General features: G+C 67.6%; 24 protein-coding genes and 2 tRNA genes. 11 read left to right on the top strand and 15 right to left on the bottom strand.

From position 1 onward, the window contains the following. The first annotated feature begins 8 nt into the window (after positions 1 to 8). The 3 genes from LPW41_RS01525 to pknB are packed head-to-tail and all read left to right on the top strand — an operon-like array spanning position 9 to position 4,986. The gene (locus LPW41_RS01525) at positions 9 to 1,463 is read left to right on the top strand and encodes a penicillin-binding protein 2 (protein WP_154097003.1); all 1,455 of its coding nucleotides are present in this window, start codon (positions 9 to 11) and stop codon (positions 1,461 to 1,463) included. Further along, on the top strand, positions 1,460 to 3,250 hold the full coding sequence (locus LPW41_RS01520) for a serine/threonine-protein kinase (protein ID WP_144830891.1): 1,791 nt from the start codon (positions 1,460 to 1,462) through the stop codon (positions 3,248 to 3,250). The genes LPW41_RS01525 and LPW41_RS01520 overlap by 4 nt, the downstream gene beginning before the upstream one ends. A gap of 35 nt (positions 3,251 to 3,285) precedes the next feature. After that, the gene (pknB, locus tag LPW41_RS01515; RefSeq protein WP_230703936.1) at positions 3,286 to 4,986 is read left to right on the top strand and encodes a Stk1 family PASTA domain-containing Ser/Thr kinase; all 1,701 of its coding nucleotides are present in this window, start codon (positions 3,286 to 3,288) and stop codon (positions 4,984 to 4,986) included. Here the strand turns inward: pknB and LPW41_RS01510 are convergent. Genes LPW41_RS01510 through LPW41_RS01500 form a run of 3 tightly spaced genes read right to left on the bottom strand, consistent with a single transcriptional unit; the run spans position 4,958 to position 6,557 of the window. Then, on the bottom strand, positions 4,958 to 5,611 hold the full coding sequence (locus tag LPW41_RS01510) for an aminodeoxychorismate/anthranilate synthase component II (protein ID WP_144830896.1): 654 nt from the start codon (positions 5,609 to 5,611) through the stop codon (positions 4,958 to 4,960). The two genes, pknB and LPW41_RS01510, sit on opposite strands and share 29 nt — an antisense overlap. Beyond that, positions 5,608 to 5,763: a hypothetical protein gene (locus LPW41_RS01505; RefSeq protein WP_186325439.1), complete on the bottom strand. Its 156-nt coding sequence runs from the start codon at positions 5,761 to 5,763 to the stop codon at positions 5,608 to 5,610. The genes LPW41_RS01510 and LPW41_RS01505 overlap by 4 nt, the downstream gene beginning before the upstream one ends. Continuing rightward, positions 5,763 to 6,557 (bottom strand): class E sortase, encoded by a 795-nt coding sequence (locus tag LPW41_RS01500; protein ID WP_144830899.1) that lies wholly within the window; start codon positions 6,555 to 6,557, stop codon positions 5,763 to 5,765. The genes LPW41_RS01505 and LPW41_RS01500 overlap by 1 nt, the downstream gene beginning before the upstream one ends. A 54-nt stretch (positions 6,558 to 6,611) precedes the next feature. On the opposite strand from LPW41_RS01500, the gene LPW41_RS01495 reads away from it, so the two are divergent. Further along, positions 6,612 to 6,851 (top strand): cell division protein CrgA, encoded by a 240-nt coding sequence (locus LPW41_RS01495; RefSeq protein ID WP_144830902.1) that lies wholly within the window; start codon positions 6,612 to 6,614, stop codon positions 6,849 to 6,851. 51 nt (positions 6,852 to 6,902) lie between these two features. Here LPW41_RS01495 and LPW41_RS01490 read toward each other — a convergent pair whose 3' ends face one another. Both LPW41_RS01490 and LPW41_RS01485 read right to left on the bottom strand, forming a co-directional pair. Next, positions 6,903 to 7,829: a rhomboid family intramembrane serine protease gene (locus tag LPW41_RS01490; protein ID WP_230703935.1), complete on the bottom strand. Its 927-nt coding sequence runs from the start codon at positions 7,827 to 7,829 to the stop codon at positions 6,903 to 6,905. 17 nt (positions 7,830 to 7,846) lie between these two features. Continuing rightward, entirely contained in the window at positions 7,847 to 8,404 is a 558-nt protein-coding gene (locus LPW41_RS01485; RefSeq protein ID WP_144830905.1) for a peptidylprolyl isomerase, read from the bottom strand. 100 nt (positions 8,405 to 8,504) lie between these two features. Between LPW41_RS01485 and LPW41_RS01480 the strand changes: the two genes are divergently transcribed. Together LPW41_RS01480 and LPW41_RS01475 are read left to right on the top strand one after the other, a co-directional pair. Beyond that, a complete protein-coding gene (locus LPW41_RS01480; RefSeq protein WP_144830908.1) occupies positions 8,505 to 9,077 on the top strand; it encodes a DNA helicase in 573 nt (190 codons plus the stop codon). Continuing rightward, positions 9,074 to 9,547, top strand: coding sequence for an aminoacyl-tRNA deacylase (locus LPW41_RS01475; protein ID WP_144830911.1), 474 nt, complete (start codon positions 9,074 to 9,076; stop codon positions 9,545 to 9,547). The genes LPW41_RS01480 and LPW41_RS01475 overlap by 4 nt, the downstream gene beginning before the upstream one ends. Positions 9,548 to 9,550: 3 nt before the next feature. On the opposite strand, the gene LPW41_RS01470 is transcribed toward LPW41_RS01475, so the two are convergent. The 10 genes from LPW41_RS01470 to dnaA all read right to left on the bottom strand — a co-directional run bounded on the left by LPW41_RS01470 (position 9,551) and on the right by dnaA (position 20,249). Next, positions 9,551 to 9,982 carry an NUDIX hydrolase gene (locus tag LPW41_RS01470; RefSeq protein WP_144830914.1) on the bottom strand — a complete coding sequence of 144 codons (432 nt, stop codon included), beginning with the start codon at positions 9,980 to 9,982 and terminating at the stop codon, positions 9,551 to 9,553. An 86-nt stretch (positions 9,983 to 10,068) separates the two neighbouring features. Then, positions 10,069 to 10,141: transfer RNA gene (locus LPW41_RS01465), tRNA-Ala, on the bottom strand. Positions 10,142 to 10,154: 13 nt separating this feature from the next. Beyond that, a tRNA-Ile gene (locus LPW41_RS01460) sits at positions 10,155 to 10,228 on the bottom strand. Positions 10,229 to 10,293: 65 nt separating this feature from the next. Continuing rightward, complete coding sequence (locus LPW41_RS01455; protein WP_144830917.1) at positions 10,294 to 10,695, bottom strand: DUF3566 domain-containing protein; 402 nt, start codon at positions 10,693 to 10,695, stop codon at positions 10,294 to 10,296. Continuing rightward, positions 10,692 to 13,322, bottom strand: coding sequence for a DNA gyrase subunit A (gene gyrA, locus LPW41_RS01450; RefSeq protein WP_144830920.1), 2,631 nt, complete (start codon positions 13,320 to 13,322; stop codon positions 10,692 to 10,694). The genes LPW41_RS01455 and gyrA overlap by 4 nt, the downstream gene beginning before the upstream one ends. 47 nt (positions 13,323 to 13,369) lie before the next feature. After that, positions 13,370 to 15,403 (bottom strand): DNA topoisomerase (ATP-hydrolyzing) subunit B, encoded by a 2,034-nt coding sequence (gene gyrB, locus LPW41_RS01445; protein ID WP_144830923.1) that lies wholly within the window; start codon positions 15,401 to 15,403, stop codon positions 13,370 to 13,372. Positions 15,404 to 15,522: 119 nt separating this feature from the next. After that, a complete protein-coding gene (locus tag LPW41_RS01440) occupies positions 15,523 to 16,011 on the bottom strand; it encodes a DUF721 domain-containing protein (RefSeq protein WP_144830925.1) in 489 nt (162 codons plus the stop codon). Further along, entirely contained in the window at positions 16,004 to 17,158 is a 1,155-nt protein-coding gene (recF, locus tag LPW41_RS01435; RefSeq protein WP_144830928.1) for a DNA replication/repair protein RecF, read from the bottom strand. Before recF ends, LPW41_RS01440 begins: the two co-directional genes overlap by 8 nt. Before the next feature lie 53 nt (positions 17,159 to 17,211). Further along, positions 17,212 to 18,363 carry a DNA polymerase III subunit beta gene (gene dnaN, locus LPW41_RS01430; protein ID WP_144830931.1) on the bottom strand — a complete coding sequence of 384 codons (1,152 nt, stop codon included), beginning with the start codon at positions 18,361 to 18,363 and terminating at the stop codon, positions 17,212 to 17,214. 449 nt (positions 18,364 to 18,812) lie between these two features. After that, a complete protein-coding gene (dnaA, locus tag LPW41_RS01425; protein ID WP_144830933.1) occupies positions 18,813 to 20,249 on the bottom strand; it encodes a chromosomal replication initiator protein DnaA in 1,437 nt (478 codons plus the stop codon). Between the two features lie 294 nt (positions 20,250 to 20,543). Here dnaA and rpmH point away from each other — a divergent pair, with 294 nt between their 5' ends. From rpmH to LPW41_RS01400, 5 genes are read left to right on the top strand one after another with little or no spacing between them, the layout of a single operon-like run. Next, the gene (rpmH, locus tag LPW41_RS01420; RefSeq protein WP_013584598.1) at positions 20,544 to 20,681 is read left to right on the top strand and encodes a 50S ribosomal protein L34; all 138 of its coding nucleotides are present in this window, start codon (positions 20,544 to 20,546) and stop codon (positions 20,679 to 20,681) included. A gap of 8 nt (positions 20,682 to 20,689) precedes the next feature. Then, positions 20,690 to 21,028 carry a ribonuclease P protein component gene (rnpA, locus tag LPW41_RS01415; RefSeq protein WP_144830964.1) on the top strand — a complete coding sequence of 113 codons (339 nt, stop codon included), beginning with the start codon at positions 20,690 to 20,692 and terminating at the stop codon, positions 21,026 to 21,028. Then, a complete protein-coding gene (gene yidD / locus LPW41_RS01410) occupies positions 21,025 to 21,381 on the top strand; it encodes a membrane protein insertion efficiency factor YidD (protein ID WP_144830967.1) in 357 nt (118 codons plus the stop codon). The genes rnpA and yidD overlap by 4 nt, the downstream gene beginning before the upstream one ends. Positions 21,382 to 21,383: 2 nt before the next feature. After that, positions 21,384 to 22,445 carry a membrane protein insertase YidC gene (gene yidC, locus LPW41_RS01405; protein WP_144830970.1) on the top strand — a complete coding sequence of 354 codons (1,062 nt, stop codon included), beginning with the start codon at positions 21,384 to 21,386 and terminating at the stop codon, positions 22,443 to 22,445. A gap of 15 nt (positions 22,446 to 22,460) precedes the next feature. After that, positions 22,461 to 22,964 carry a R3H domain-containing nucleic acid-binding protein gene (locus LPW41_RS01400; RefSeq protein WP_230703934.1) on the top strand — a complete coding sequence of 168 codons (504 nt, stop codon included), beginning with the start codon at positions 22,461 to 22,463 and terminating at the stop codon, positions 22,962 to 22,964.

The raw sequence follows: 22,964 nt of genomic DNA, 5'->3' as shown, positions 1-22,964 counted from the left end.
GAGGCACCGTGACGAAAGAACTCCGACGCCTCAGCATCGTCATGCTGGCGATGTTCCTCGCGCTGTTCGCCTCGACGAGCATCATCCAGGTGGTGCAGGCCAACGCCCTCACCAACACCTCGGGCAACACCCGTGCGCTCTACGACTCCTACGAAGTGCAGCGCGGGTCGATCGTCGCCAGCGGCGCCGCCATCGCCTCCTCCGTACCGTCGGACGACGTCTACAGCTGGCAGCGGGAGTATCCGGATGCCGCGATGTGGGCCCCCGTGACCGGGTACGTGAACCCGGTGCTCGATGCCCGCACCGGTCTCGAGCAGGCCGAGAACAGCGTGCTGAGCGGGCAGGACTCGAACCAGTTCTTCTCGCGCATCGATCGCGCGATCACCGGCAAGGCGCCCCGCGGCTCCAATGTCGAGGTCTCGGTCGACGCCACCGTGCAGAAGGCCGCGTGGGACGCCATGGGCGATCTGCAGGGAGCCGTCGTCGCGATCGAGCCGTCGACCGGGCGCATCCTCGCGATGGTCTCCAAGCCCAGCTTCGACACGAACACTCTGGCCTCGCATGACACGGATGCCGTGAACGCGGCCTACGACCAGCTCGTGGCCGACCCGTCGAAGCCGCTCGACAACCGCGCGATCGCGGGCGACCTCAACCCTCCGGGATCGACCTTCAAGCTCGTCGTGGCGTCGGCTGCCTTGGCATCCGGAAAGTACACGCCCGACTCGGCGTTCCCCAACGTGGCGGCGTACACGCTCCCCGACTCCACGAACGTGGTCAGCAACGCCGGTGGCGGCGCGTGCGGCGAGGGCGACACGGTCACCATCGCCACGGCCCTGCGGTTGAGCTGCAACATTCCGATGGCCGAACTCGCCGTGGAGCTCGGCGCCGACGCGATCCGCGCCGAGGCCGAGAAGTACGGCTTCAACTCGACCTTCTCGATGCCGCTGGAGTCCACGGCCTCGACGTACCCCTCGAACCCCAACGCCCCGCAGACCGCCCTGAGCGGCTTCGGACAGGGCGACGTGCGCGCCACGCCCCTGCAGATGGCGATGGTGTCGGCGGGCATCGCGAACGACGGCGTCGTGATGAACCCGCGCATGATCGATCGGGTGATCAACACCGACCTGTCGGTGAGCGACCAGGGCTCCGACAGCGAGTTCGGTCGGGCGCTCGAGCCCGACGTCAACGCGCAGATGGTTTCGATGATGACGGCGAACGTCCAGGACGGCGCGGCATCGAATGCAAGAATAGACGGGGTTCAGGTGGCGGGTAAGACCGGCACTGCGGAGAACGACTCCCGTCCCTACACGCTCTGGTTCACCGGTTTCGCACCGGCGGACGACCCTCAGGTCGCCGTCGCCGTGGTGGTCGAAAACGGTGGTGGCCGAGGGCAGAGCGGGAGCGGCAACGAGATCGCCGCCCCGATAGCGAAGAAGGTCATGGAGGCGGTGCTGGGTAAATGAGACCGACGCAGGGTGTGACCTTCGGAGGACGCTACGAGCTCGAATCGCGCATAGCGATCGGCGGTATGGGCGAGGTCTGGGAGGCGACGGATCACGTCATCGGACGAACCGTCGCCATCAAGATCCTCAAAGACGAGTACATGGGCGACCCGGGCTTCCTCGAGCGCTTCCGCGCCGAGGCCCGCCACGCCGCGCTCGTGAATCACGAGGGCATCGCCAGCGTGTTCGACTACGGCGAAGAAGACGGCAGTGCCTTCCTCGTCATGGAGCTGGTGCCCGGTGAGGCGCTGTCGACGATCCTCGAGCGCGAGGGCTCGCTGTCGACCGACAAGACCCTCGACATCGTCGCGCAGACCGCGGCGGCACTGCAGGCCGCGCACGCCGCGGGTCTCGTGCACCGCGACATCAAGCCCGGCAACCTGCTGATCACGCCCGACGGGCGCGTGAAGATCACCGACTTCGGCATCGCCCGCATCGCCGACCAGGTTCCGCTGACCGCGACCGGTCAGGTCATGGGAACGGTGCAGTACCTTTCGCCCGAGCAGGCGTCGGGTCACCCGGCGTCGCCCGCGACCGACACCTACTCGCTGGGCATCGTCGCGTACGAGTCCCTGGCGGGCAAGCGCCCCTTCACGGGCGAGTCGCAGGTGGCGATCGCCATGGCGCAGATCAACGAGCAGCCCGCCCCCCTGCCGCCCACCGTGGCGCAGCCGGTGCAGAACCTCGTCATGGCGATGATCGCCAAAAAGCCCGAAGAGCGTCCCGCCTCCTCGGCGGCGGTCTCGCGTGCGGCCACCGCCCTGCGCCGCGGCGACCTCACGGCAGCTGCGGCCGCCGTGCCCGCCGTCGCCGCCGGTGCGGCGATCGCCGACGAGATGACGCAGCTGCTGACGCCCGCCGGACAGACCTCCGCGACCACGCGGCTCATGCCGGCCGCGGGTGCCGCGACGTCGCTTCTGACCGAAGAGCACGTCGAAGAGACCCCGGTCCCCGAGAAGAAGAAGCGCAGTCGCTGGACGTGGCCTCTGGTCGCCCTCATCGCACTGCTGGCCCTGATCCTCGGAGTGACGCTGTTCGGCCTGCTGTCGAACCAGAACGAACCGGATGCCGCGCCCACCGAGTCCGCGCCCACGCAGTCCGCGCCGACTCCGAGCGCGCCGACCCCGTCGTCCTCGCCGACCGCGACATCGTCGCTCATCAACGTGAACGCTCTCGACCTGCCGGGCAAGACCTGCGACGAGGCGAGCCAGATCCTCAGCGACAACAAGCTGGGCGCGCAGTGCGAGACGGGAAACCCCGCCTCCACTCCCGATCAGGTGGGCATCGTCGACTCGGTGAACCCGACCGGCAGCGTGCCCGAGGGCACGATCATCGTGCTCCGCGTGTTCGGCGAAGAGACGCCCCTCACCGAGCCGGCCGCTCCGACGCTCCCCGGCACCTCCGTGGCCGCGGGCAGCGACGTGCGCGTGTCGTGGGGTCAGTACACCTGCCCCTCCGGTACCGGCAACGTGGTGTCGTACAACCTGACCGCCACCAACGGCACGTTCGACAACAACGGTCAGTCGTCGTCGTCGTTCCCGCCCGACTCGCGCAACGCGCAGCTCAAGGTGAGCAACGCCGTGGGTGACTCGCTCCGCATCACGTACACGGTTAGCTGCTCGGGCACCGACCGCACCGCCGGCCCCTCGGGCGAGGCGTCCGCCACCATCACCGGTGGCAACACGCCGAGCCCGAGCACGACAGGCAACGGCGCGGGAGCGAGCGCCACCCCCGGCAAGAAGAACTGACTCACCCTCGATCCCCCCACGCCAGGAGTTCCTTCGTGACCACTGAGACGCGCGTCCTGTCCGGGCGCTATCGCGTCGACGACCTCATCGGTCGCGGCGGGATGGCGAGCGTGTACCGCGGGTACGACCAGACTCTCGGGCGCACGGTGGCGATCAAGATCCTGCGCTCCGACCTCGCCGGAGACGCGGCGTTCCGCACGCGGTTCCGCCTCGAGGCGCAGGCGGCGTCGCGCATGGCGCACGCGACGATCGTGCGCGTGTTCGACGCGGGCGAAGACGCCGAGACCGGCGTCGACGGGGTCGAGCGCCCCGTGCCCTACATCGTGATGGAGCTCGTCCACGGGCGTTTGCTGAAGGAGATCATCGCCGAAGGCAAGGTGCCCACCGACGAGGCGCTGCGCTACGTCGACGGCATCCTGGAAGCCCTCGAGTACTCGCACCGCGCCGGCGTGGTCCACCGCGACATCAAGCCGGGCAACGTCATGATCACCGACTCCGGTCGCGTGAAGGTCATGGACTTCGGCATCGCCCGCGCCGTGTCGGACTCCTCCTCCACCGTCGCCGAGACGACGGCCATCGTGGGAACCGCCGCCTACTTCTCCCCCGAGCAGGCCAAGGGCGAGTCGGTCGACGCGCGCGCCGACCTGTACTCCACGGGCGTCGTGCTGTACGAGCTGCTCACCGGACGCCCTCCGTTCCGCGGCGAGACCCCCGTGGCCGTCGCCTACCAGCACGTCAGTGAGGCGCCGGTCCCGCCGAGCGAGATCGACGAGTCGATCCCGCGGGCACTCGACGCGATCGTTCTGCGCGCGCTGGCGAAGGATCCCTTCCAGCGCCCGCAGGACGCCGCGAGCTTCCGCGAAGCGCTCGACGAGACGGCCGACGGCAAAGCTCCGAGCAAGCGGCAGATGTCCGCCCTGTCGAACGAGCTGTACGGGCCGAACCCGCGTCAGGCCGCCGAGACCGCGCGCTCGCTCCGCCAGCTCAGCACCGACACGACGATGCGCCGCACGCAGCCCGGACCCCCGGTCGCTTGGATCTGGGCCGGCGTGACGGTGCTCGCCGTTCTGCTCGTCGCCGTGCTGGTGTGGGTCATGCAGATCCAGCCCGCCTCGAACGTGCCCACCAACGCCCTGACCGTTCCCAACGTGGTCGACATGTCGTACGACCGCGCCGTCGAGGCACTTCAGGCCGAGCAGCTCACCGCGAGTCGCGTGAACCAGCCCGACGAGCAGATCGCCGCGGGCAACGTCATCAGCTCCACTCCCTCGGCCGGCACAAACGTCACGGCCGGCCAGCAGGTGACCCTTTACGTCTCGACGGGCCCCGACACCGCGATGGTGCCGACTCTCGACGGCATCAACGAGACCGAGGCGCGCACGGCACTCACCAACGCCGGCCTGGTCGTGGGATCCATCCGTCGGCAGAACGACGCCGCCCTCGCCGCCGGCACCGTGATCTCCGCGACGGCCGAGGCGGGCACCGAGGTCGCGAAGGGGACGACGGTCAACCTCGTGGTCGCCAGCGGCAAGGTCGTCATCAACGACTACGCCGGTTACACCCTCGACGGGGCGAAGCGCGAGCTCGAGTCCGACGACAAGCAGCTCACCGTTCTGACCAAGGACGACCCCGGCTGCAAGGCAACCACTCCCGCGACGGTCACGACGCAGTCGCTGGCCCCGGGTGAAGTGCCCGTGCACAGCGAGATCACGCTGACGGTGTGCTCGGGGTCCTGACCCGTCGGGGATGAAGCGCGCTCGCGCGCTCCACGGCGCCGGCCAGACCGGCGTTCTCGAGCCACCGGCCGAGCAGCCGATGGCCGCCCTCGGTCAGCACGCTCTCGGGGTGGAACTGCACGCCCTCCAGCGGCGCGGAGCGGTGGCGGAGCCCCATGACGACGCCCCCGTCGGTGCGCGCCGTGACCTCGAGCTCCGCCGGCAGGCTCGACTCGTCGACGGCGAGGGAGTGATAGCGGGTCGCGACGAACCCGTCGTCGAGACCGGCGAACACCCCGTCGCCGTGGTGGCGGATGACGCTCGTGATGCCGTGCAGCAGTTCGGGAGCCTGCGTCACCCGTGCATCGAAGGCTGTCGCCAGCGCCTGGTGGCCGAGACAGACCCCGAGCAACGGGATGCCGGCGTCCGCGGCCGCGCGGACCACCTCGACCGATCGTCCCGCGTCGACGGGATGACCGGGCCCCGGAGACACGAGCACGGCGTCGTGACGACGCACGGTGTCGACGACGGCGGGATCATGGGCGTCGACCATCGTCGTCTCCGCACCGATGTCGCGGAGATACCCGGCGAGGGTGTGGACGAAGCTGTCGCGGTTGTCGACGACGACGACCCGCAGACCGGTCACTCGACCGTGACCTCCGAGGGGTACACCAGGTCGCTCACCCAGGGGAAGACGTAGAAGAACAGGCCGTAGAGCACGGCCGCCAGAAGCACCAAGAGGATGAGCAGGCGGACCCACCAGGGACCGGGCAGAACGCGCCAGAGAGCTCCGTACATCACGCGGCTCCAGAGGTCAGGGACGTGGGAGGGCCCGCTTCGGTGCGCGGGGTGTACGACTCGAAGACGCCGTACGCGATGGCGCGCTCGGAGAACCCGTACCGCGGGCTGCAGGTCGTCATCGTGATGATGCGGTCGGTGGCCTCCACCTGCGGCTGCTGCGGCAGCGGGAGCAGCACGTCGACGCCGTTCGGGCGCACGTACTCGATGTTGCGGAAGCGGTAGGTGTACCAGCCCTGCTCCGTCTCGACGACGACCGCGTCGCCGATGTGCAGCGAGGGGAGGTCGGCGAACGGGGCGCCGTGGCTGCCGCGGTGGCCGGCGATGGCGAAGTTGCCGACTTGACCCGGCATGGCCGTATCGGGATAGTGCCCGAGGCCGATCGGGTCGAGCGTGCGCGACGAGCTGACCCCGCCGGCGAGCGGGAACGAGTAGTCGGGCCCGAGCCGCGGGATGCGCACGACGGCGAAGCGCTCGGCATCGCCCGGCTGCGGGAGGGCGGGAGGATCAGCCGTCGGCGGACCGGTGGGCGCCGAGGTTGCCGGCGAAGATGCGGCGGGCGCGGGGGCCGAGGGCTCGAGGGCCCACGAGTCGCTGAGCTCCTGACCTTGGTCCTTGAACTGCGCTCCGATGATCGCGTCGCCGATCCACAGCTGCCAGACCACGAACAGCAGCACGACCACACCCGCCGTCACGAGCAGGTCGCCGATGACTCCGACGACCGAGACGCCGCGCTGAGGAGCGCGGCCGCGCCGTCGCGTACGACGGGTCTGCGGCTCCTGCACGGTCTGCACGAGGCGAGTCTAGTTCCATGAATTCGCGCATTCCTGACCGTTAGACTGTCCGGCATGGCTCGAACTGGCAAAGGCGAAGACCCGATCGCTGAGCGCAACGACGGTGGATCGGCACCGAACCCCGTGTGGTTCCTGCCCATCATGATCGGCCTCATGCTCATCGGCCTCGTGTGGGTGCTGGTGTTCTACCTCAGCAACTCGCAGTTCCCCATCCCGGGCATCGGCCCGTGGAACCTGGTCATCGGTTTCGGAATCGCCTTCGTCGGCTTCCTCATGACCACGAAGTGGCGCTGACTTACACGCGTGTAATTCATCCCCACCTGTGGATGGGACTGTGGATAACTCTCAGACGTACGCCAGGGCCGGGATCACCAGCAGGGCGAGAAGAACGACGCTGAGCGTCACCAGCAGACCGATCTGCACCCCGCGCTGACGCGGTGCGCGCGTGCGCGAGTAGATGAGGCCGACCAGGGCCCCGGCGATGAGACCACCCAGGTGCGCCTGCCACGAGATGCCCACGGCAGCCAGCGACGCCGGGAAGCTGCCCGAGCCGATCGCGTCGATCCCCGCCACCACGAACGGCCAGGCGAAGTTGATCGCGATGAGGATCGCGATCACGCGGATGTCGGCGCCGATGTGGCGCCCGATCACCAGCAGCGCCCCGAACAGGGCGAAGATCGCACCCGACGCTCCGACCGTCCACACGCCGGGCGCGAGCAGCGCCACGGCGACGGATCCGCCGATCGTGCCGATCAGGTAGAGGGCCAGGAACCGGGCGCGTCCGAGCATCGGCTCGAGGCTGCGGCCGATGAACCACAGCGCGAGCATGTTGAGGGCGATGTGGAAGAAGCCGCTGTGCACGAGAGAGACCGTGAGCAGTCGCCACGGCTGGATGACGCCCAGCTCGGGAATGAGGAAGACGCTGTTGAACGCGAGGAACTGCGTGAGGATCGAGCCCACCCCGGGGATCAACCCGATGATGTAGGTCAATCCCGTGATCGCGATGATCCCGAGCGTCATACGGGGGCGATCGGTCGAGAGCGCCATCGCGGGGCGAGACGCCCATCGACGCTGCGCTTTCTTCTGCGCGGGGGTCTGCTGAGCGCGCTGCTCGGCCATGCACTCCGGGCAGATGACGCCGACGGCGGCGGGTGTCCGACATTCCGAGCACACGGTGCGCATGCACCGCTGGCACAGCACGAAGCTCTGCCGGTCCGGATGCCGGTAACAGAAGTTGTCGCTGTTGCGACGGAACTCGTCGGTCGTGGACACCCGCCGTCGTCCGAGCGTCAGACGGCGACGACGTCGACCGAGTGCAGCACGACGTCTGCCTTCGGCCGGTCCTGCGCGCCGGTGGGAACTGCGGCGATCTCGTCGACGACGGCCTTGGAAGCCTCGTCGGCGACCTCGCCGAAGATGGTGTGCTTGCCCTGCAGCCACGGAGTGGGGTCGGTCGTGATGAAGAACTGCGAGCCGTTGGTGCCCTCGGCCTGACCGGTGATGGCGTTGCGGCGCAGACCGGCGTTGGCCATGGCCAGCTTGTAGGGCTGCGTGAAGTCGAGCTCGGGGTGGATCTCGTCGTTGAAGTTGTATCCCGGGCCGCCGATGCCCTGACCGAGCGGGTCGCCGCCCTGGATCATGAAGTTGGGGATGATGCGGTGGAAGACGACGTCCTTGTAGAGGGGACCTTCGCCCTTCGCCCCGGTCGCCGGGTTCGTCCACTCCTGCGAACCATCGGAGAGCCCGATGAAGTTGCGGACGGTGCGCGGCGCGTGGTCGCCGAACAGGTTGACGACGATGTCGCCGTGGTTGGTGTGCAGGGTCGCGACGGCGGTGTGGTTGGCCATGGGTACATTCTCTCAGAGTTATCTGCAAGGGTCGGCGGTGCCGGCGGCCCGTTCTGGCAAGATGAACGAACGTACATCCCATCGACAGGGAGGATGAGCCGTGGGCCTCAGCCGCAAGAGCAAGAAGGAACTGCGCAAGCTCCAGAAGCACGCCGCCAAGGTGTGGGAGTCGCAGCAGGTGCTGCTGGGCGAGAGTGGGAAGGTCGCTCGCGAAGCCGGCCACCAGCTCGGTCGCTTCAGCCGTGAAGACCTCGTCCCCGCCGTGCAGGACGGCTACGGCAAGTACGCCGCTCCGTACGTGGACAAGACCGTCAAGGGCACGAACCGCTTCCTCAGCCACAAGGTCGTTCCCGCGGCCGGTGCTGTGGTCGGCGGAGCGATGTCGGTGTGGGACGCCGCGGGCGACACCCGTGACCGCATCGCCAAGGGCAAGGGCTTCGAGCTCGACACCCACAAGTACGCCAAGCGTGCCGAGAAGTACGGCAAGCAGGCGTCCAAGCGCCTGTCGAAGAAGCTTCCCTCGCAGCACGACGGCATCGGTGCCGGTGGCGTGATCGCCATCATCCTCGGTCTCGTCGCCGCCGCGGGCGTCGCGTACGCCGCGTGGCAGACGCTGCGCGCCGACGACGAGCTGTGGGTTGCCGACGACCCGCTGCGCGCGCCGGACGCGTGAGCGACCCCACCATCAGAGTCAGAGAGGCCGCGCTCGCGCGCGGCCTCTCTGTCGATGTGCGCGAGCGCCCCGCCGCCTCGAGCCTCGACGAGGCCGCCGAGCTCCTCGGCATCCCTTCGGCATCGATCGTCAAGACGCTCGTGGTGAAGCGCTCCGACGACACGTACCTGTTCGCCCTGGTGCCCGGTGACCGGGCGATCTCGTGGGCGAAGCTCCGCGCCGTGGTGGGGGTCAACAAACTCCGCCTGCCCGAACCCGAGCTCGCCCTGGCGGCGACCGGCTACGAGCGCGGCACGATCGTGCCCATCGGCAGCACCACGGCATGGCCCGTCTACGCCGATGAGCGCATCGTCGGCACCCGCATCGCCATGGGTGCCGGCGCGCACGGCTACAGCCTGTTCGTCGACGCCGACGACCTCATCGCCGCCTACGGCGCGACCGTCGCCGACATCACGGTCGACCGCGCCTGACGATCAGGTGGGCAGAAGCCCCGCCATGCGCAGCGCCACGTCGACCAGCTGAACGCGACGGAGCTTGCGGGCCTCCGCGAGGGTGAACCACTCCGCGCGATCGGTCGAGCCGTCGGTCTCGTCCCTCAGGCGACCACCGACGACGTGCGTTCGATAGACGATCCGCAAGGCGTGCAGCGGCCCCTCGGAATCGTGGGCCAACCGTGCCTCGGCCGGGATGACCCGGGAATGAATGCCGAGCAGCTCGTCGATCGCGACGCGGAACCCCGTCTCTTCGCGGACCTCCCGGCGAACGGCCCGGGCGGGATCCTCGCCGGGCTCGAGACCGCCTCCGGGGAGCGTCCACGCGGGCCGTCTACCGTCGATCCAGTGCGCGAGCAGTACACGGCCGTCGGCGTCGGTCACGACGGCGTACGCGGCGACCCGCATGTCCATGACGTGACTCTAGCGAGCGCCGGGGCACGAATGTCGCGGGGCAAAGACGAAAGCCGGCCCGAAGGCCGGCTTTCGTTTCGCGGTTGTGGAGCCTAGGAGATTCGAACTCCTGACATCCTGCTTGCAAAGCAGGCGCTCTACCAGCTGAGCTAAGGCCCCGCGAGGGAAGGGGTGGGGCTACCAGGACTTGAACCTGGGACCTCTTCATTATCAGTGAAGCGCTCTAACCGCCTGAGCTATAGCCCCGTCTCGCTGACGTGATGTCAACCTCGAAGACTTTACCGGATTCGCGAGGTTTTGACGAATCGACGTCAGTTGGAGGTGAAGCCGACGAGCAGGCCGCCGGTCACCTTCACCGCGAGGTTGTAGATGCCTGCCATGACGGCGCCGAGCACCGTCACCACGACCAGGTTGAGGATCGCCACGATCGCGGCGAACGCCATGACCTGGGGCAGACCGATGTACTGCGAGAGCGTCGCCCCACCGTCGGTGAAGCTGGTGAAGAACTCATCGAGCTTCGACAGCAGCGTCGCCGAGACGACCAGGTAGATGAGGAAGTACGAGACCACCGTGACGATGGCCAGGGCGACCGCCACCAGGAACGACAGCTTCACCGCCGACCAGAAGTCGATGTAGACCAGGCGCAGACGCACCTGCTTCGCAGGGGTCTTGTGAGTCGACTTTTTGGCGAGCTTGTCGGCTACCGTGCTCATGCGTCAGTACTTTCCTCGGGGGTGTCGGAAGGGGAGGCGCTGGCCTCGTCCGCGGGTGAAGCGGCGGGCTCAGTGGTCGTCTCCGTCGTCTCGGCGAGGTTCCGCTCGGCGTTGCGCGCGATCGCGATGATCTTGTCATCGCCTCCGGCGCGAGCGAAGACGACACCCATGGTGTCGCGTCCCTTGGCGGGCACCTCGGCCACGCTGGAGCGTACCACCTTGCCGCTGGCAAGAACCACAAGGACCTCGTCGCCCTCGGACACCATCATTCCGCCCGCGAGCACCCCGCGATCGTCGGTCAGACGGGCCACCTTGATGCCCAGACCACCGCGGTTCTGCATGCGGTATTCGGTGACCGCGGTGCGCTTGGCGTAGCCGCCTTCGGTCACCACGAAGACGAATTCGTCGTCCTTGGCGACGGATGCCGAGAGCAGGCTGTCGCCCTCGCGGAAGTCCATCCCCTTCACGCCCGAGGTCGACCGACCCATGGGGCGCAGCGCGTTGTCGGTGGCGGAGAATCGCAGCGACATGCCGAGGCGGCTGATGAGGAGGATGTCGTCGCCCTCGTCGACGAGCATGGCGCTGACGAGCTCGTCGGCGCCGCCCTGCTCGGCGTCGTCGCCCTCGTCGGAGGTCTGACCTCGCAGCTTGATGGCGATGACGCCGCCCTGACGGTTGGTGTCGTACTCCTCGAGGCGGGTCTTCTTGACCAGACCGCCCCGCGTCGCGAGCACGAGGTAGGTCGCGACCTGGTAGTCGCGGATGTCGAGGATCTGCGCGATCTCCTCGTCGGGCTGGAGCGCCAGCAGGTTGGCGACGTGCTGACCCTTGGCGTCGCGCCCGGCCTCGGGCACCTCGTACGCCTTGGAGCGGTACACGCGCCCCTTGTTCGTGAAGAACAGCAGCCAGTGGTGCGTCGTGGTGACGAAGAAGTGCTCGACCACGTCGTCGGCGCGCAGCTGCGCACCCTTCACGCCCTTGCCGCCGCGGTGCTGCGAGCGGTAGTTGTCGCTGCGCGTGCGCTTGATGTAGCCGTCGCGGGTGACGGTGACGACCATCTCCTCTTCGGCGATGAGGTCTTCGATCGAGACGTCGCCGTCGAACCCGTGCAGGATCTCGGTGCGACGGTCGTCGCCGAAGCGGTCGACGATCGCCGTGAGCTCGTCGCGGATGATCGTGCGCTGGCGGGCGGGGGTGGCGAGGATGTCGTTGTAGTCCGCGATGCGGGCCTCGAGCTCGGTGGCCTCGTCGACGATCTTCTGGCGCTCGAGGGCAGCGAGACGACGCAGCTGCATGTCGAGGATCGCCTGCGCCTGGATGTCGTCGATATCGAGGAGCTTCTGCAGACCCTCGTTGGCATCCTGAGCCGTCGGCGAGCGACGGATGAGCGCGATGACCTCGTCGAGCGCGTCGAGCGCCTTCAGGTAGCCGCGCAGGATGTGCATGCGCTCTTCGGCCTTGCGAAGGCGGTAGCGCGTGCGCCGGACGATGACCTCGACCTGGTGGTCGATCCACAGGCTGATGAAGCCGTCGAGCGAGAGCGTGCGCGGCACGCCGTCGACGATCGCCAGCATGTTGGCGCCGAAGTTCTCCTGCAGCTGCGTGTGCTTGTAGAGGTTGTTCAGCACGACCTTGGCGACCGCATCGCGCTTGAGCACGACGACCAGGCGCTGACCGGTACGGCCCGAGCTCTCGTCGCGAATGTCGGCGACACCGGTGATCTTGCCCTCGCGGGCGAGGTCGCCGATCTTGACCGCGACGTTGTCGGGGTTGACCTGGTACGGCAGCTCGGTGATCACGAGGCACGTGCGGCCCTGGATCTCCTCGATGTTGACCACCGCGCGCATCGTGATCGAGCCGCGACCGGTGCGGTACGCGTCCTTGATGCCGCGCGTGCCCAGGATCTGGGCGCGCGTGGGGAAGTCGGGGCCGGGGATGCGCTCCATGAGCGCCTCGAGCAGCTCTTCGCGCGTGGCATCCGGGTTCTCGAGAGCCCACAGGGCACCGCTCGAGACCTCACGCAGGTTGTGCGGCGGGATGTTCGTCGCCATACCGACGGCGATGCCCACCGAACCGTTGACCAGCAGGTTCGGGAAGCGCGCCGGCAGGACCGTGGGCTCCTGCGTCTGGCCGTCGTAGTTGTCCTCGAAGTCGACGGTCTCTTCTTCGATGTCGCGCACCATCTCGAGCGCGAGCGGGGCCATCTTGGTCTCGGTGTAACGCGGGGCGGCGGCGCCCTGGTTTCCGGGAGAGCCGAAGTTGCCCTGACCGAGGGCCAGCGGGTAGCGCAGCGACCAGGGCTGCACGAGACGCACGAGGGCGTCGTAGATCGGGGCGTCACCGTGCGGGTGGTAGTGCCCCATGACCTCGCCCACGACACGGGCGCACTTCGAGAACGACTTGTCGGGGCGGAAGCCGCCGTCGTACATGCCGTAGATCACACGGCGGTGCACGGGCTTGAGGCCGTCGCGCACGTCGGGCAGGGCGCGCCCGACGATGACGCTCATCGCGTAGTCGAGGTAACTCCGCTGCATCTCGAGCTGCAGGTCGACCTGGTCGATCTTGCCGTGGTTGTGGGCGCCTTCTTCGCGCGCTTCGGCGGGCTCGGGAGTGGTGTCGTCAGCCATGTCTTCTCAGTTTCGTGAATACGTCGGAGCGAGATCTGTCGTGCGGATCAGATGTCGAGGAAGCGGACGTCTTTGGCGTTGCGCTGGATGAAGCTGCGTCGCGACTCGACGTCTTCTCCCATGAGCACCGAGAAGATCTCGTCCGCCGAGGCGGCGTCGTCGATGGTCACCTGCTTCAGCGTGCGGGTCTCGGGGTCCATCGTGGTCTCCCACAGCTCGTGGTCGTTCATCTCGCCGAGACCCTTGTAACGCTGGATGCCGTTGTCTTTGGGGATGCGGCGTCCGGAGGCCTGACCGTCGACGAGCATCGCGTCGCGCTCGCGGTCGCTGTAGGCGTACTCGTGCGGGTGGTTCGACCACTTCAGGCGGTACAGCGGGGGCTGCGCGAGATAGACGAAGCCCGCCTCGATGAGACCGCGCATGTAGCGGAAGAGCAGGGTCAGCAGGAGCGTGGTGATGTGCTGGCCGTCGACGTCGGCATCGGCCATCAGCACGATCTTGTGGTACCGCGCCTTGGCCATGTCGAAGTCTTCGCCGATGCCCGTGCCGAAGGCCTGGATCATCGCCTGGACCTCTTTGTTGCCCAGGGCGCGGTCGAGGCGCGCGCGTTCGACGTTGAGGATCTTGCCGCGCAGCGCCAGGATCGCCTGCGTGTGCGGGTCGCGCCCCTGCACGGCCGAGCCGCCGGCGGAGTCACCCTCGACGAGGAAGATCTCGCTGATCGAGGGGTCTTTCGAGGTGCAGTCCTTGAGCTTGTCGGGCATCGCGGCCGACTCGAAGACGCTCTTGCGACGCGCGGTCTCGCGCGCCTTGCGGGCGGCCAGACGAGCGGTCGCGGCGTCGATCGCCTTGCGGATGATGTTCTTCGCCTGCGCGGGGTTGCGGTCGAACCAGTCGCCGAGCTTGTCGCCGACGACCTTCTGCACGTAGGCGCGGGCCTCGGTGTTGCCGAGCTTGGTCTTGGTCTGACCCTCGAACTGCGGCTCCGACAGCTTGACCGAGATGACGGCGGTGAGACCCTCGCGGATGTCGTCGCCGGTGAGGTTGTCGTCCTTCTCCTTGAGCAGGTTGTTCGCGCGCGCGTAGCGGTTGACGAGCGTCGTCAGCGCCGCGCGGAAGCCCTCTTCGTGCGTGCCACCCTCGTGCGTGTTGATGGTGTTCGCGTAGGTGAAGACGTTCTCGGTGTACGCCGTCGTCCACTGCATCGCCAGCTCGAGCGCAATCTTGCGCTCGGTGTCCTCGGACTCGACCTCGATGATCTCGTCGTTGACCACGTCGGCCTTGCGCACGCGGTTGAGGTGCTCGACGTAGTCGACGAGACCGCGCTCGTAGAGGAACGAGTCGTAGCGCGCGCCGGTGACCTCTTCACCGGGTTCGCCCTCGGTGATCACCGACTGCGGACGCTCGTCGCGCAGGCTGATGCGCAGCCCCTTGTTGAGGAACGCCATCTGCTGGAAGCGCGTACGCAGCGTGTCATAGTCGAAGTCGACGGTGTCGAAGATCGTGGCATCCGGCCAGAACGTGATCGTCGTGCCGGTCGCGTCGCTCTCTTCTCCCTGCGCGAGGGGGGCGAGGGGCACACCGCCGTCGCGGAACGACTGACGCCAGACGTGACCCTGACGCTTGACCTCGACCTCGAGGCGCGTCGAGAGCGCGTTGACGACCGACGAGCCGACGCCGTGCAGACCGCCCGAGACCGCGTAGCCGCCGCCGCCGAACTTGCCGCCGGCGTGGAGGACGGTGAGCACGACCTCGACGGTCGACTTGCCCTCGGTGCGGTGCATGTCGACCGGGATGCCGCGGCCGTTGTCGACCACGCGGACGGCGCCGTCGGCGAGGATCGTCACATCGATCGTGTCGCAGTACCCGGCGAGGGCCTCATCGACCGAGTTGTCGACGATCTCCTGCACGAGGTGGTGCAGGCCGCGCTCACCGGTGGAACCGATGTACATGCCGGGACGCTTGCGGACCGCCTCGAGACCTTCGAGCACCTGGATGGCGTCTGCCCCGTACTCGTTGGGAACCTTCTTGCTGGTCGCTTCGGGTTCCTCGGAAACGCTGTCGGGGTTTTCGGACGTCATGGGTACGCGCGCTCCAGATCGATTCGTCGGAATCTCCATCCTATCGCGGAAGGGCCCTCGAAATGGCTTGTACGCCCCTACGCGGCGATAAATCGCGCCGAGCCGGGATCGACCATGGCTCAACCGTAGGTATCGCGCGGACCGCGGCCTGGAACGGCTCTGGGCCCCCATTTCCACGAGGGGACGTCGGGCCCTACGAAGCGGATCGCCTCGACACCCGCCTCGGGGTAGCGCCGAATGATCTCCGACAGGATGTGCGCGCGCATGAGCTGGAGCTGTTTCGCCCATGCGGTGGAGTCGGCCTGGACCGTGAGGGTGCCGTTGTCGAGCGCGACCGGGCGGGTGTGCGCGGCAGTGTCGGCACCGGCGACCTCGTCCCAGGTGCGCACGAGGTCTTCGCGCGAGAGCTGCGGCTCCCAGCCGGCGGACTGCGTCAGCGCCGAGAGCACATCGCCGAGGCCGCGGGGGTCGCGCCCGGGAGTGAAAGGAGCGTTCTCCCCGTCGTCGGAACGACGGCGCTTCTTCTTCTTGCGATACGGAGACGGCTCGAGACCACGCAAGCGAAGATAGGTCGCCATCGTCTCGGGGAGCTCCGCCTCGTCAGACATGATCCTGCTCCTGGATCTCGCCGGCCTCGACGCGCACGACGTGCGCACGCAGCGCATCGGGCACGTCTTCTTCGACCGCGGAGGTGACGATGACCTGCTCGTAGCCGCCGGCCAGCTCGGCCAGGCGCGTGCGCCGGCCCGCGTCGAGTTCGGCGAAGACGTCGTCGAGGATCAGCACGGGGTCGCCCAGGCGCGACTCGGCGCGCAGGAGTTCGGCGGAGGCCAGTCGCAGCGACAGCGCGACCGACCACGACTCTCCGTGCGAGGCGTACCCCTTCACCGGCAGACCCCGCACCTGCAGCACGAGGTCGTCGCGGTGGGGACCGACGAGCGTGAGACCGCGCTCGAGCTCGGCGGAGCGACGGGCGGCGAGGGCGGCGCGGAACTGGTCGGCGAGAGGAGCCGATGATCCGCCCGCGTCGACGGCGTCGCCTTCTTCGGGGTCGCCGCCGCCCACCGACAGCGCCCACGACAGACGGGGGTCGTGATCGGCGCCGGCGATCGCCGCGTAGGCGCGGGCCAGAGGGGCGGAGAGATCGGATGCCAGCGCCAGCCGCGCCTCGATCACCTCGGTGCCGAGCGAGACGAGCTTGTCGTCCCACACGTCGAGCGTGCTGAGGGCGTCGCCGCGGATGCCACGGGCCCTGGCCGACTTCAACAGAGCGCTGCGCTGGCGGAGCACGCGGTCGTAGTCGGCGAGCACGGCCGACATGCGAGGAGACCGCTGCACGATCAGCTGATCGGCGAAACGGCGTCGGGCAGACGGGTCGCCGCGCACGATCTGCAGGTCTTCGGGGGCGAAGAGCACGACCTGGGCGTAGCGCGGCAGTTCGGTGGTGCGCACGTTGACCCCGTTGACGCGGGCCTTGTTCGCCCCTTGGCGGTTGAGCTGGAGCTCGAGCAGCACGCTGCGCTCACCGTGGGCGAGTCGGGCGCGCACGATCGCGGCATCCGCCCCGTCACGCACCATCGGGGCGTCGTTCGATACGCGGTGCGAACCCAGCGTGGCGAGATAGGCCACGGCCTCGACGAGGTTCGTCTTTCCTTGACCGTTGCGCCCGATGAAGACGTTCGCGCCGGGCGAGAGCGAGACATCGGCTTCCGCGTAATTGCGGAAGTCCTTCAGTCCGAGCTGCTCCACGATCACCGAGTCAGACTACCCGTCACCTCCGACACCGCCGGGGTCGTGGCGTTCGCGGCTCAGCGCAGCAGCAGGTTCGGCTGCAGCAGGTACTTGAACGAGCCCTCGCCGCCCTTGTCGACCGAGGTCTGCGGGGTGACCAGCACGGGGCTGAGCTTGTTCGCGTTGTCGCTCGAGGTGAACGTGATGCGCGTGAACTCGCTGCGCACCGCTCCGAGCGACTCGAGCAGGTACTGCGGGTTGAGTCCGAGGGTCACCTCGTCGCCGACGAGCGTGGCGTCGACCGACTCGGTCGCACGCGCCTGCTCGGTGCCCGAGGCGTCCATCGACACTCCGTCGGGTCCGAAGGTGAAGCGCAGCGGCGCCGACCGGTCGAGCACGAGGGCGACGCGACGCACGGCCTCTTGGAGCTCAGCGGTGTTGACGACGCTGTGGTGTTCGGTCTGCGCGGGGAACAGGCGACGCACGGGCGGGAAGTTGCCCTTGATCAGCAGCGAGGTCACCGTCTTGTTGCCCGACGAGAACGCGATGATCTCGCGGTCGCCCGAGCCCGAGAACGCGATGGAGATGTCGCCGCCGTGCGCGAAGGTCTTGCCGACCTCCTGCAGGGTGCGGGCCGGCACGAGGGCGGAGGTGGGCTCGTCGGATGCCGTGGCGCCGCCGTCCCAGGGGATCTCGCGCAGCGCGACGCGGTAGCGGTCGGTGGCGACCAGGCTCAGACGCGTGCCGGTGACCTCGAGCTGCACGCCGGTGAGGACCGGGGTGACGTCGTCGCGCGACGCGGCGAACGCGACCTGCGCGATGGCCGTGGCGAACTCGTCGGCCGGCACGAGGCCGGACTCGCCGGAGACCTCGGGGATGGCCGGGTACTCCTGCACGGGCATCGACGCGAGCGTGAACCGCGCGGAACCGCACGTCAGCAGGATGCCGCCGTCGTCGTCGACCGCGATCTGGATCGGGGCGTTCGGCAGACGGCTCGCGATGTCGCTGAGGAGGCGGCCGTGAACGAGGATCGTGCCCGGCTCGTCGACCGTGGCCTCGATCGTCGTGCGTGCGGATGCTTCGTAGTCGAAGGCCGCGAGGGTGAGCCCCTGCTCGCCGGCCTCGATGAGCACACCGGCCAGGATCGGCTGCGGATTGCGCTGAGGCAGGAGCTTGACCACGAACGAGACGGCTTCGCTGAACACATCGCGATTGACGTGGAACTTCACGGACGCTCCCTTGACGGCGGGTATGGCTTACCCATGCTAGTGCCCCACTCGCATCGAGCCATCGAGGCCCGACCGCACCACGAGGTCATCGAATGACCCTTAACGAAGAGATGGAGTCTTCATCTTGTTAACGGCTGTGGAGAGTGTGGATAACTTCCGACACGCTTGTTAACAGCAGGGATCGCGGCGGTTGTTAACTGTGGACTCGCTGCGGACCGCCTGTGTTGTTAACACGATCCCGGATGCCGGCTCCTGACGCCCGTCCACAGCCTCTCGGCGCGTCCTACACATCTCATCCGCAGCAATCGGGAGTTATCCACAGGTTTTCCACACTGTGTAGAACCGTGTCGAAAAGTGCCGCCGAGGGGCGTTCAGCCCCGGAATCACGCGGGAAAACGCGAAAAGGGTCCGCCGCGGATGCGGACGGACCCTTCACGGGAGAGAGGCGCTCAGCGCATACGGCCGAGCTGGCTTGTGATCTCCGAGACCTGGTTGAAGATCGATCGACGCTCCTTCATGAGGTCGCTGATCTTCTTGTAGGCGTACATCACGGTGGTGTGATCGCGGTTGCCGAAGAGCTGGCCGATCTTGGGCAGCGACAGGCTCGTGCGTTCGCGGCACAGGTACATGGCGATCTGTCGAGCCGTCGCCACGGCCTGCGAACGACTCGAGCCGTACAGGTCGTCGACCGACAGTTTGAAGTACTGCGCCGTGGCCGTGATGATGTCGGTCGGCGAGATGACGTTGGCGTCGTCCTGGTCGATGATGTCGCGCAGCACGGTCTGGGCGAGCGACATGTCGAGGGTCGAGCGGTTCAGGCTCGCGAACGCCGAGACGCGGATCAGTGCGCCCTCGAGCTCGCGGATGTTCGACGACACCACGGTGGCGATGTACTCGAGGACGTCGTCGGGGATGAGCAGCCGTTCGCTCTGCGCCTTCTTGCGGAGGATCGCGATGCGCGTCTCGAGGTCGGGCGCCTGCACGTCGGTGATCAGACCCCACTCGAAGCGGCTGCGCATGCGGTCTTCGAAGCCCGTCAGCTGCTTCGGCGGCAGATCGCTCGTGATGACGACCTGCTTGTCGTGATCGTGCAGCGTGTTGAACGTATGGAAGAAGGCTTCCTGCGTCTCGGCGCGACCCTGGAGGAACTGGATGTCGTCGATCAGCAGGATGTCGACGTCGCGGTATCGCGCCTGGAACGCCGAGCCGCGGTTGTTCGCGATCGAGTTGATGAAGTCGTTCGTGAACTCTTCGCTCGAGACGTATCGGACCCGAATGCCGGCGTACATACTCGCGGCGTAGTCGCCGATGGCGTGAAGCAGGTGGGTTTTGCCCAGGCCCGAGTCGCCGTAGATGAAGAGCGGGTTGTACGCCTTCGCCGGCGCCTCGGCCACGGCGACGGCTGCCGCATGCGCAAAACGGTTGGACTGACCGATCACGAAGTTGTCGAAGGTGTATTTCGGGTTGAGCCGGGTGTCGTTGCGCGAGGCCGGGACGATCGGCTCGGGCGCCTGATCGATCACGGGGGAATGCCCGGCGGTGGGGGCCGTCGCGGACGCCCGTGTCTCGGCCGGCGCGGGCGACGAGGGGGAACTGTGGTGCGAGTCTCCGATGTCGGGGTTCACCACGACGCGGAAGGTGCTGACCTCGGGATCGGTCCCCTGCACCTGCGCGAGGGCTTCGAGGATCGGCGCGCGCATGCGCTTGTTGAACTGCGCCGCGGTGAGATCGTTCGGGACGTCCAGGTACAGGGTGCCGCCCATCACTCCCTGCGGTACGGCCAGATTGAGGAAGCCGTGGAGCTGCGGGGTGACGCGGTCGTCGGTGAGAAGATGGTCCAGCACGGTCGACCAGACAGGTACATCCGGGAGCTCGTGCAGAGACATGTCCCCTCCGGGATCTTGACGCGACGGGTGATCGACGTGTCGCGTCGAACCTGTGGATAACTTCCGGGGCCACGCTAGTTCGCGGCTCTCGCGGAGCAAAATCCACTGTAGAGGCCGGTCGCGTGTCTTTGCCACGGTTGTGGACAACGCTTGGGGATAATGAGCGGTCGGCTTCCCGGTTTGAGTTAACACCGCGCGCGACGTAGCCTTAGTCGGTTGACTTATGCCTATACGGCAGTCCCGACCCCGTCCCCGGCAGAAGAGCATCGGGCGACACCACCTCCGGAGTGACCCATGAGCAAGCGCACCTTCCAGCCCAACAACCGCCGCCGCGCCAAGAAGCACGGCTTCCGTGCCCGCATGCGTACGCGTGCCGGCCGCGGCATCCTCGCGGCCCGCCGCGCCAAGGGCCGTACCGAGCTCTCGGCCTGATAGACCCGGTGCTCGCGAAGCCGAACCGACTCACCCGCGGATCGGACTACAAAGCCACAGTCCGACGGGGCTCTCGGTGTGCCGGAGCGCACACCGTGACCTACGTCGGAACGTCGGCTGAGACCGATTCGCCCCGCTTCGGCTTCATCGTGAGCCGACAGGTCGGCTCCGCGGTCACCCGCAACACCATTCGCCGCCGCCTCAAAGCGGTGTGCGCCGAGGCGCTCCCGTCCATCCGCGGGGGCGCCTCGATCGTCATCCGAGCACTTCCGTCGGCCGCGACCGCTGATTATGCGACGCTCCGAGCCGACGTGGTGCGGTGTCTCGAACGAAAAGCATCGGCATGAGCGCTTCGACACTGCCGACCTCGGCGACCGGGGCGGCCCACCTGACCGGTGACGGGGTCGTGGCATCCATCCCCCTCCTCCCCCGTAACGCAGGGCTCGCCCTGCTCCATGCATATCGAGCGACGATCTCGCACGTCTACGGCGATGTGTGCAAGTACTACCCGTCCTGCTCCGCCTATTCGGTGGGCGCCGTGCAGCAGCACGGACTCGTGAAGGGCATCGCGTTCACCGCGGCCCGTCTCGCACGCTGTCATCCCTGGGCTCAGGGTGGCATCGACGACGTCCGTCCTCATCGGGCCTTCCGCCACGAACTCACTCGGCACGGTTTCGTCGTGCCCGCCCGAAAGGACTGATCGTGCAATTCGATCTCATTGGGACCATCCTCTGGCCACTGAAATGGATGGTCGAGCTCGTGCTGGTGGGCTGGCACGCGCTCTTCACCGCGGTCGGGCTCGCTCCCGCCGCCGGCCTCACGTGGGTGCTGTCCATCGTCGGACTCGTGCTCATCGTGCGTGCCGCCCTCATCCCGCTCTTCGTGAAGCAGATCAAGAGCCAGCGCAAAATGATGGAGATCGCTCCTGAGCTGCGCAAGGTGCAGGAGAAGTACAAGGGCAAGCGCGACCAGCTCTCTCGCGAGGCGATGAGCCGCGAGACGATGGCCCTGTACAAGAAGCACGGCACGACGCCCGTCTCGAGCTGCCTCCCGCTGCTCGTGCAGATGCCCATCTTCTTCGCGCTGTTCAGCGTGCTGAACGACGTCTCCAAGCACGCCGCCGTCGGTCAGGGTGGTGTGGGTCTGCTCACGCCCGAGCTGACGACGGAATTCTACGACGCCCGCCTGTTCGACGTGGCATCCATGCACGTGAACCTCGTCACCGCGTGGGGTCAGTCCGATGGACAAGTCACCGTGGCGATCCTGCTGACGCTCGTCGTGCTCATGATCGCGTCGCAGTTCTTCACGCAGCTGCAGATCATTTCGAAGAACCTGTCGCCCGAGGCCAAGACCGGTCAGGCGTACCAGATGCAGAAGATCATGCTCTACATCCTGCCGCTGGCCTTCATCTTCTCGGGTGTCTTCTTCCCGCTCGGAGTCGTCATCTACTGGTTCGTCAGCAACCTGTGGACGATGGTGCAGCAGTTCGTCGTCATCCGCGAGATGCCCACTCCCGGCTCCGACGCCGCCAAGGCCCGCGAGGAGCGTCTCGCACGCAAGGGCAAGGCGATCGACTCGTCGGGCAAGGTCGTGCCGATCGAGAAGTACGAGGCCGAGCAGCAGCGTCTGTTCGAAGAGGCCGAGAAGGCCCGCGCCACCCAGCCGAAGCGCCAGCAGCCGGTGGGCAAGCAGCGCGCCAAGAAGCAGCAGTCCGCCAAGAATCCCGGCACCGGTGGTGCGTCGGGCTCCTCCTCCCCCGCCTGACCCACGGAGATCACGATGACGACGTCCGATCAGATCGCCCCCGACCAGACCGCCGCCACCGAGGAGCAGCTCGAGCAGGAAGGCGACATCGCCGCCGACTACCTCGAGGGCCTGCTCGACATCGCCGACATCGACGGCGACCTGGCGCTCGACGTGCGCGCCGGCCGTGCCTACGTGTCGGTCGAAGCCGACGACGTGTCGGCGCTCTCGGCGCTCTCGCACCCCGACACCGTGCAGGCGTTGCAGGAGCTGACGCGCCTCGCGGTGCAGAGCTCGACCGGACGCTTCTCGCGCTTGATCCTCGACATCGGCGGCTCCCGCGACGCACGCCAGCGTCAGCTCGAGACGCTCGTCGAGCGGGCGATCACGCGCCTCGAAGAGGGAGCCTCCCAGGCATCGCTGCCGGCGATGTCGAGCTACGAGCGCAAGCTGGTGCACGACATCGCGGCCGACCGGGGGTACTCCTCCGAGTCGTTCGGCGAGGGTGCCGACCGGCACACTGTGCTGCGACGCGGCTGA

The sequence above is a fragment of the Microbacterium sp. JC 701 genome (genome assembly GCF_021026215.1).
GTDB classification, from domain to species: Bacteria; Actinomycetota; Actinomycetes; order Actinomycetales; family Microbacteriaceae; genus Microbacterium; species Microbacterium algihabitans.
This window is presented reverse-complemented; position numbering and strand designations above follow the sequence as displayed.

Excerpts from the sequence above, each read along its gene's own strand:
- LPW41_RS01520 (WP_144830891.1), top strand. The coding sequence starts at position 1,460 with ATGAGACCGACGCAGGGTGTGACCTTCGGAGGACGCTACGAGCTCGAA.
- LPW41_RS01505 (WP_186325439.1), bottom strand. The coding sequence starts at position 5,763 with ATGTACGGAGCTCTCTGGCGCGTTCTGCCCGGTCCCTGGTGGGTCCGC.
- LPW41_RS01495 (WP_144830902.1), top strand. The coding sequence starts at position 6,612 with ATGGCTCGAACTGGCAAAGGCGAAGACCCGATCGCTGAGCGCAACGAC.
- LPW41_RS01485 (WP_144830905.1), bottom strand. The coding sequence starts at position 8,404 with ATGGCCAACCACACCGCCGTCGCGACCCTGCACACCAACCACGGCGAC.
- LPW41_RS01470 (WP_144830914.1), bottom strand. The coding sequence starts at position 9,982 with ATGGACATGCGGGTCGCCGCGTACGCCGTCGTGACCGACGCCGACGGC.
- LPW41_RS01455 (WP_144830917.1), bottom strand. The coding sequence starts at position 10,695 with ATGAGCACGGTAGCCGACAAGCTCGCCAAAAAGTCGACTCACAAGACC.
- gyrA (WP_144830920.1), bottom strand. The coding sequence starts at position 13,322 with ATGGCTGACGACACCACTCCCGAGCCCGCCGAAGCGCGCGAAGAAGGC.
- gyrB (WP_144830923.1), bottom strand. The coding sequence starts at position 15,403 with ATGACGTCCGAAAACCCCGACAGCGTTTCCGAGGAACCCGAAGCGACC.
- LPW41_RS01440 (WP_144830925.1), bottom strand. The coding sequence starts at position 16,011 with ATGTCTGACGAGGCGGAGCTCCCCGAGACGATGGCGACCTATCTTCGC.
- dnaA (WP_144830933.1), bottom strand. The coding sequence starts at position 20,249 with ATGTCTCTGCACGAGCTCCCGGATGTACCTGTCTGGTCGACCGTGCTG.
- rpmH (WP_013584598.1), top strand. The coding sequence starts at position 20,544 with ATGAGCAAGCGCACCTTCCAGCCCAACAACCGCCGCCGCGCCAAGAAG.
- yidD (WP_144830967.1), top strand. The coding sequence starts at position 21,025 with ATGAGCGCTTCGACACTGCCGACCTCGGCGACCGGGGCGGCCCACCTG.
- LPW41_RS01400 (WP_230703934.1), top strand. The coding sequence starts at position 22,461 with ATGACGACGTCCGATCAGATCGCCCCCGACCAGACCGCCGCCACCGAG.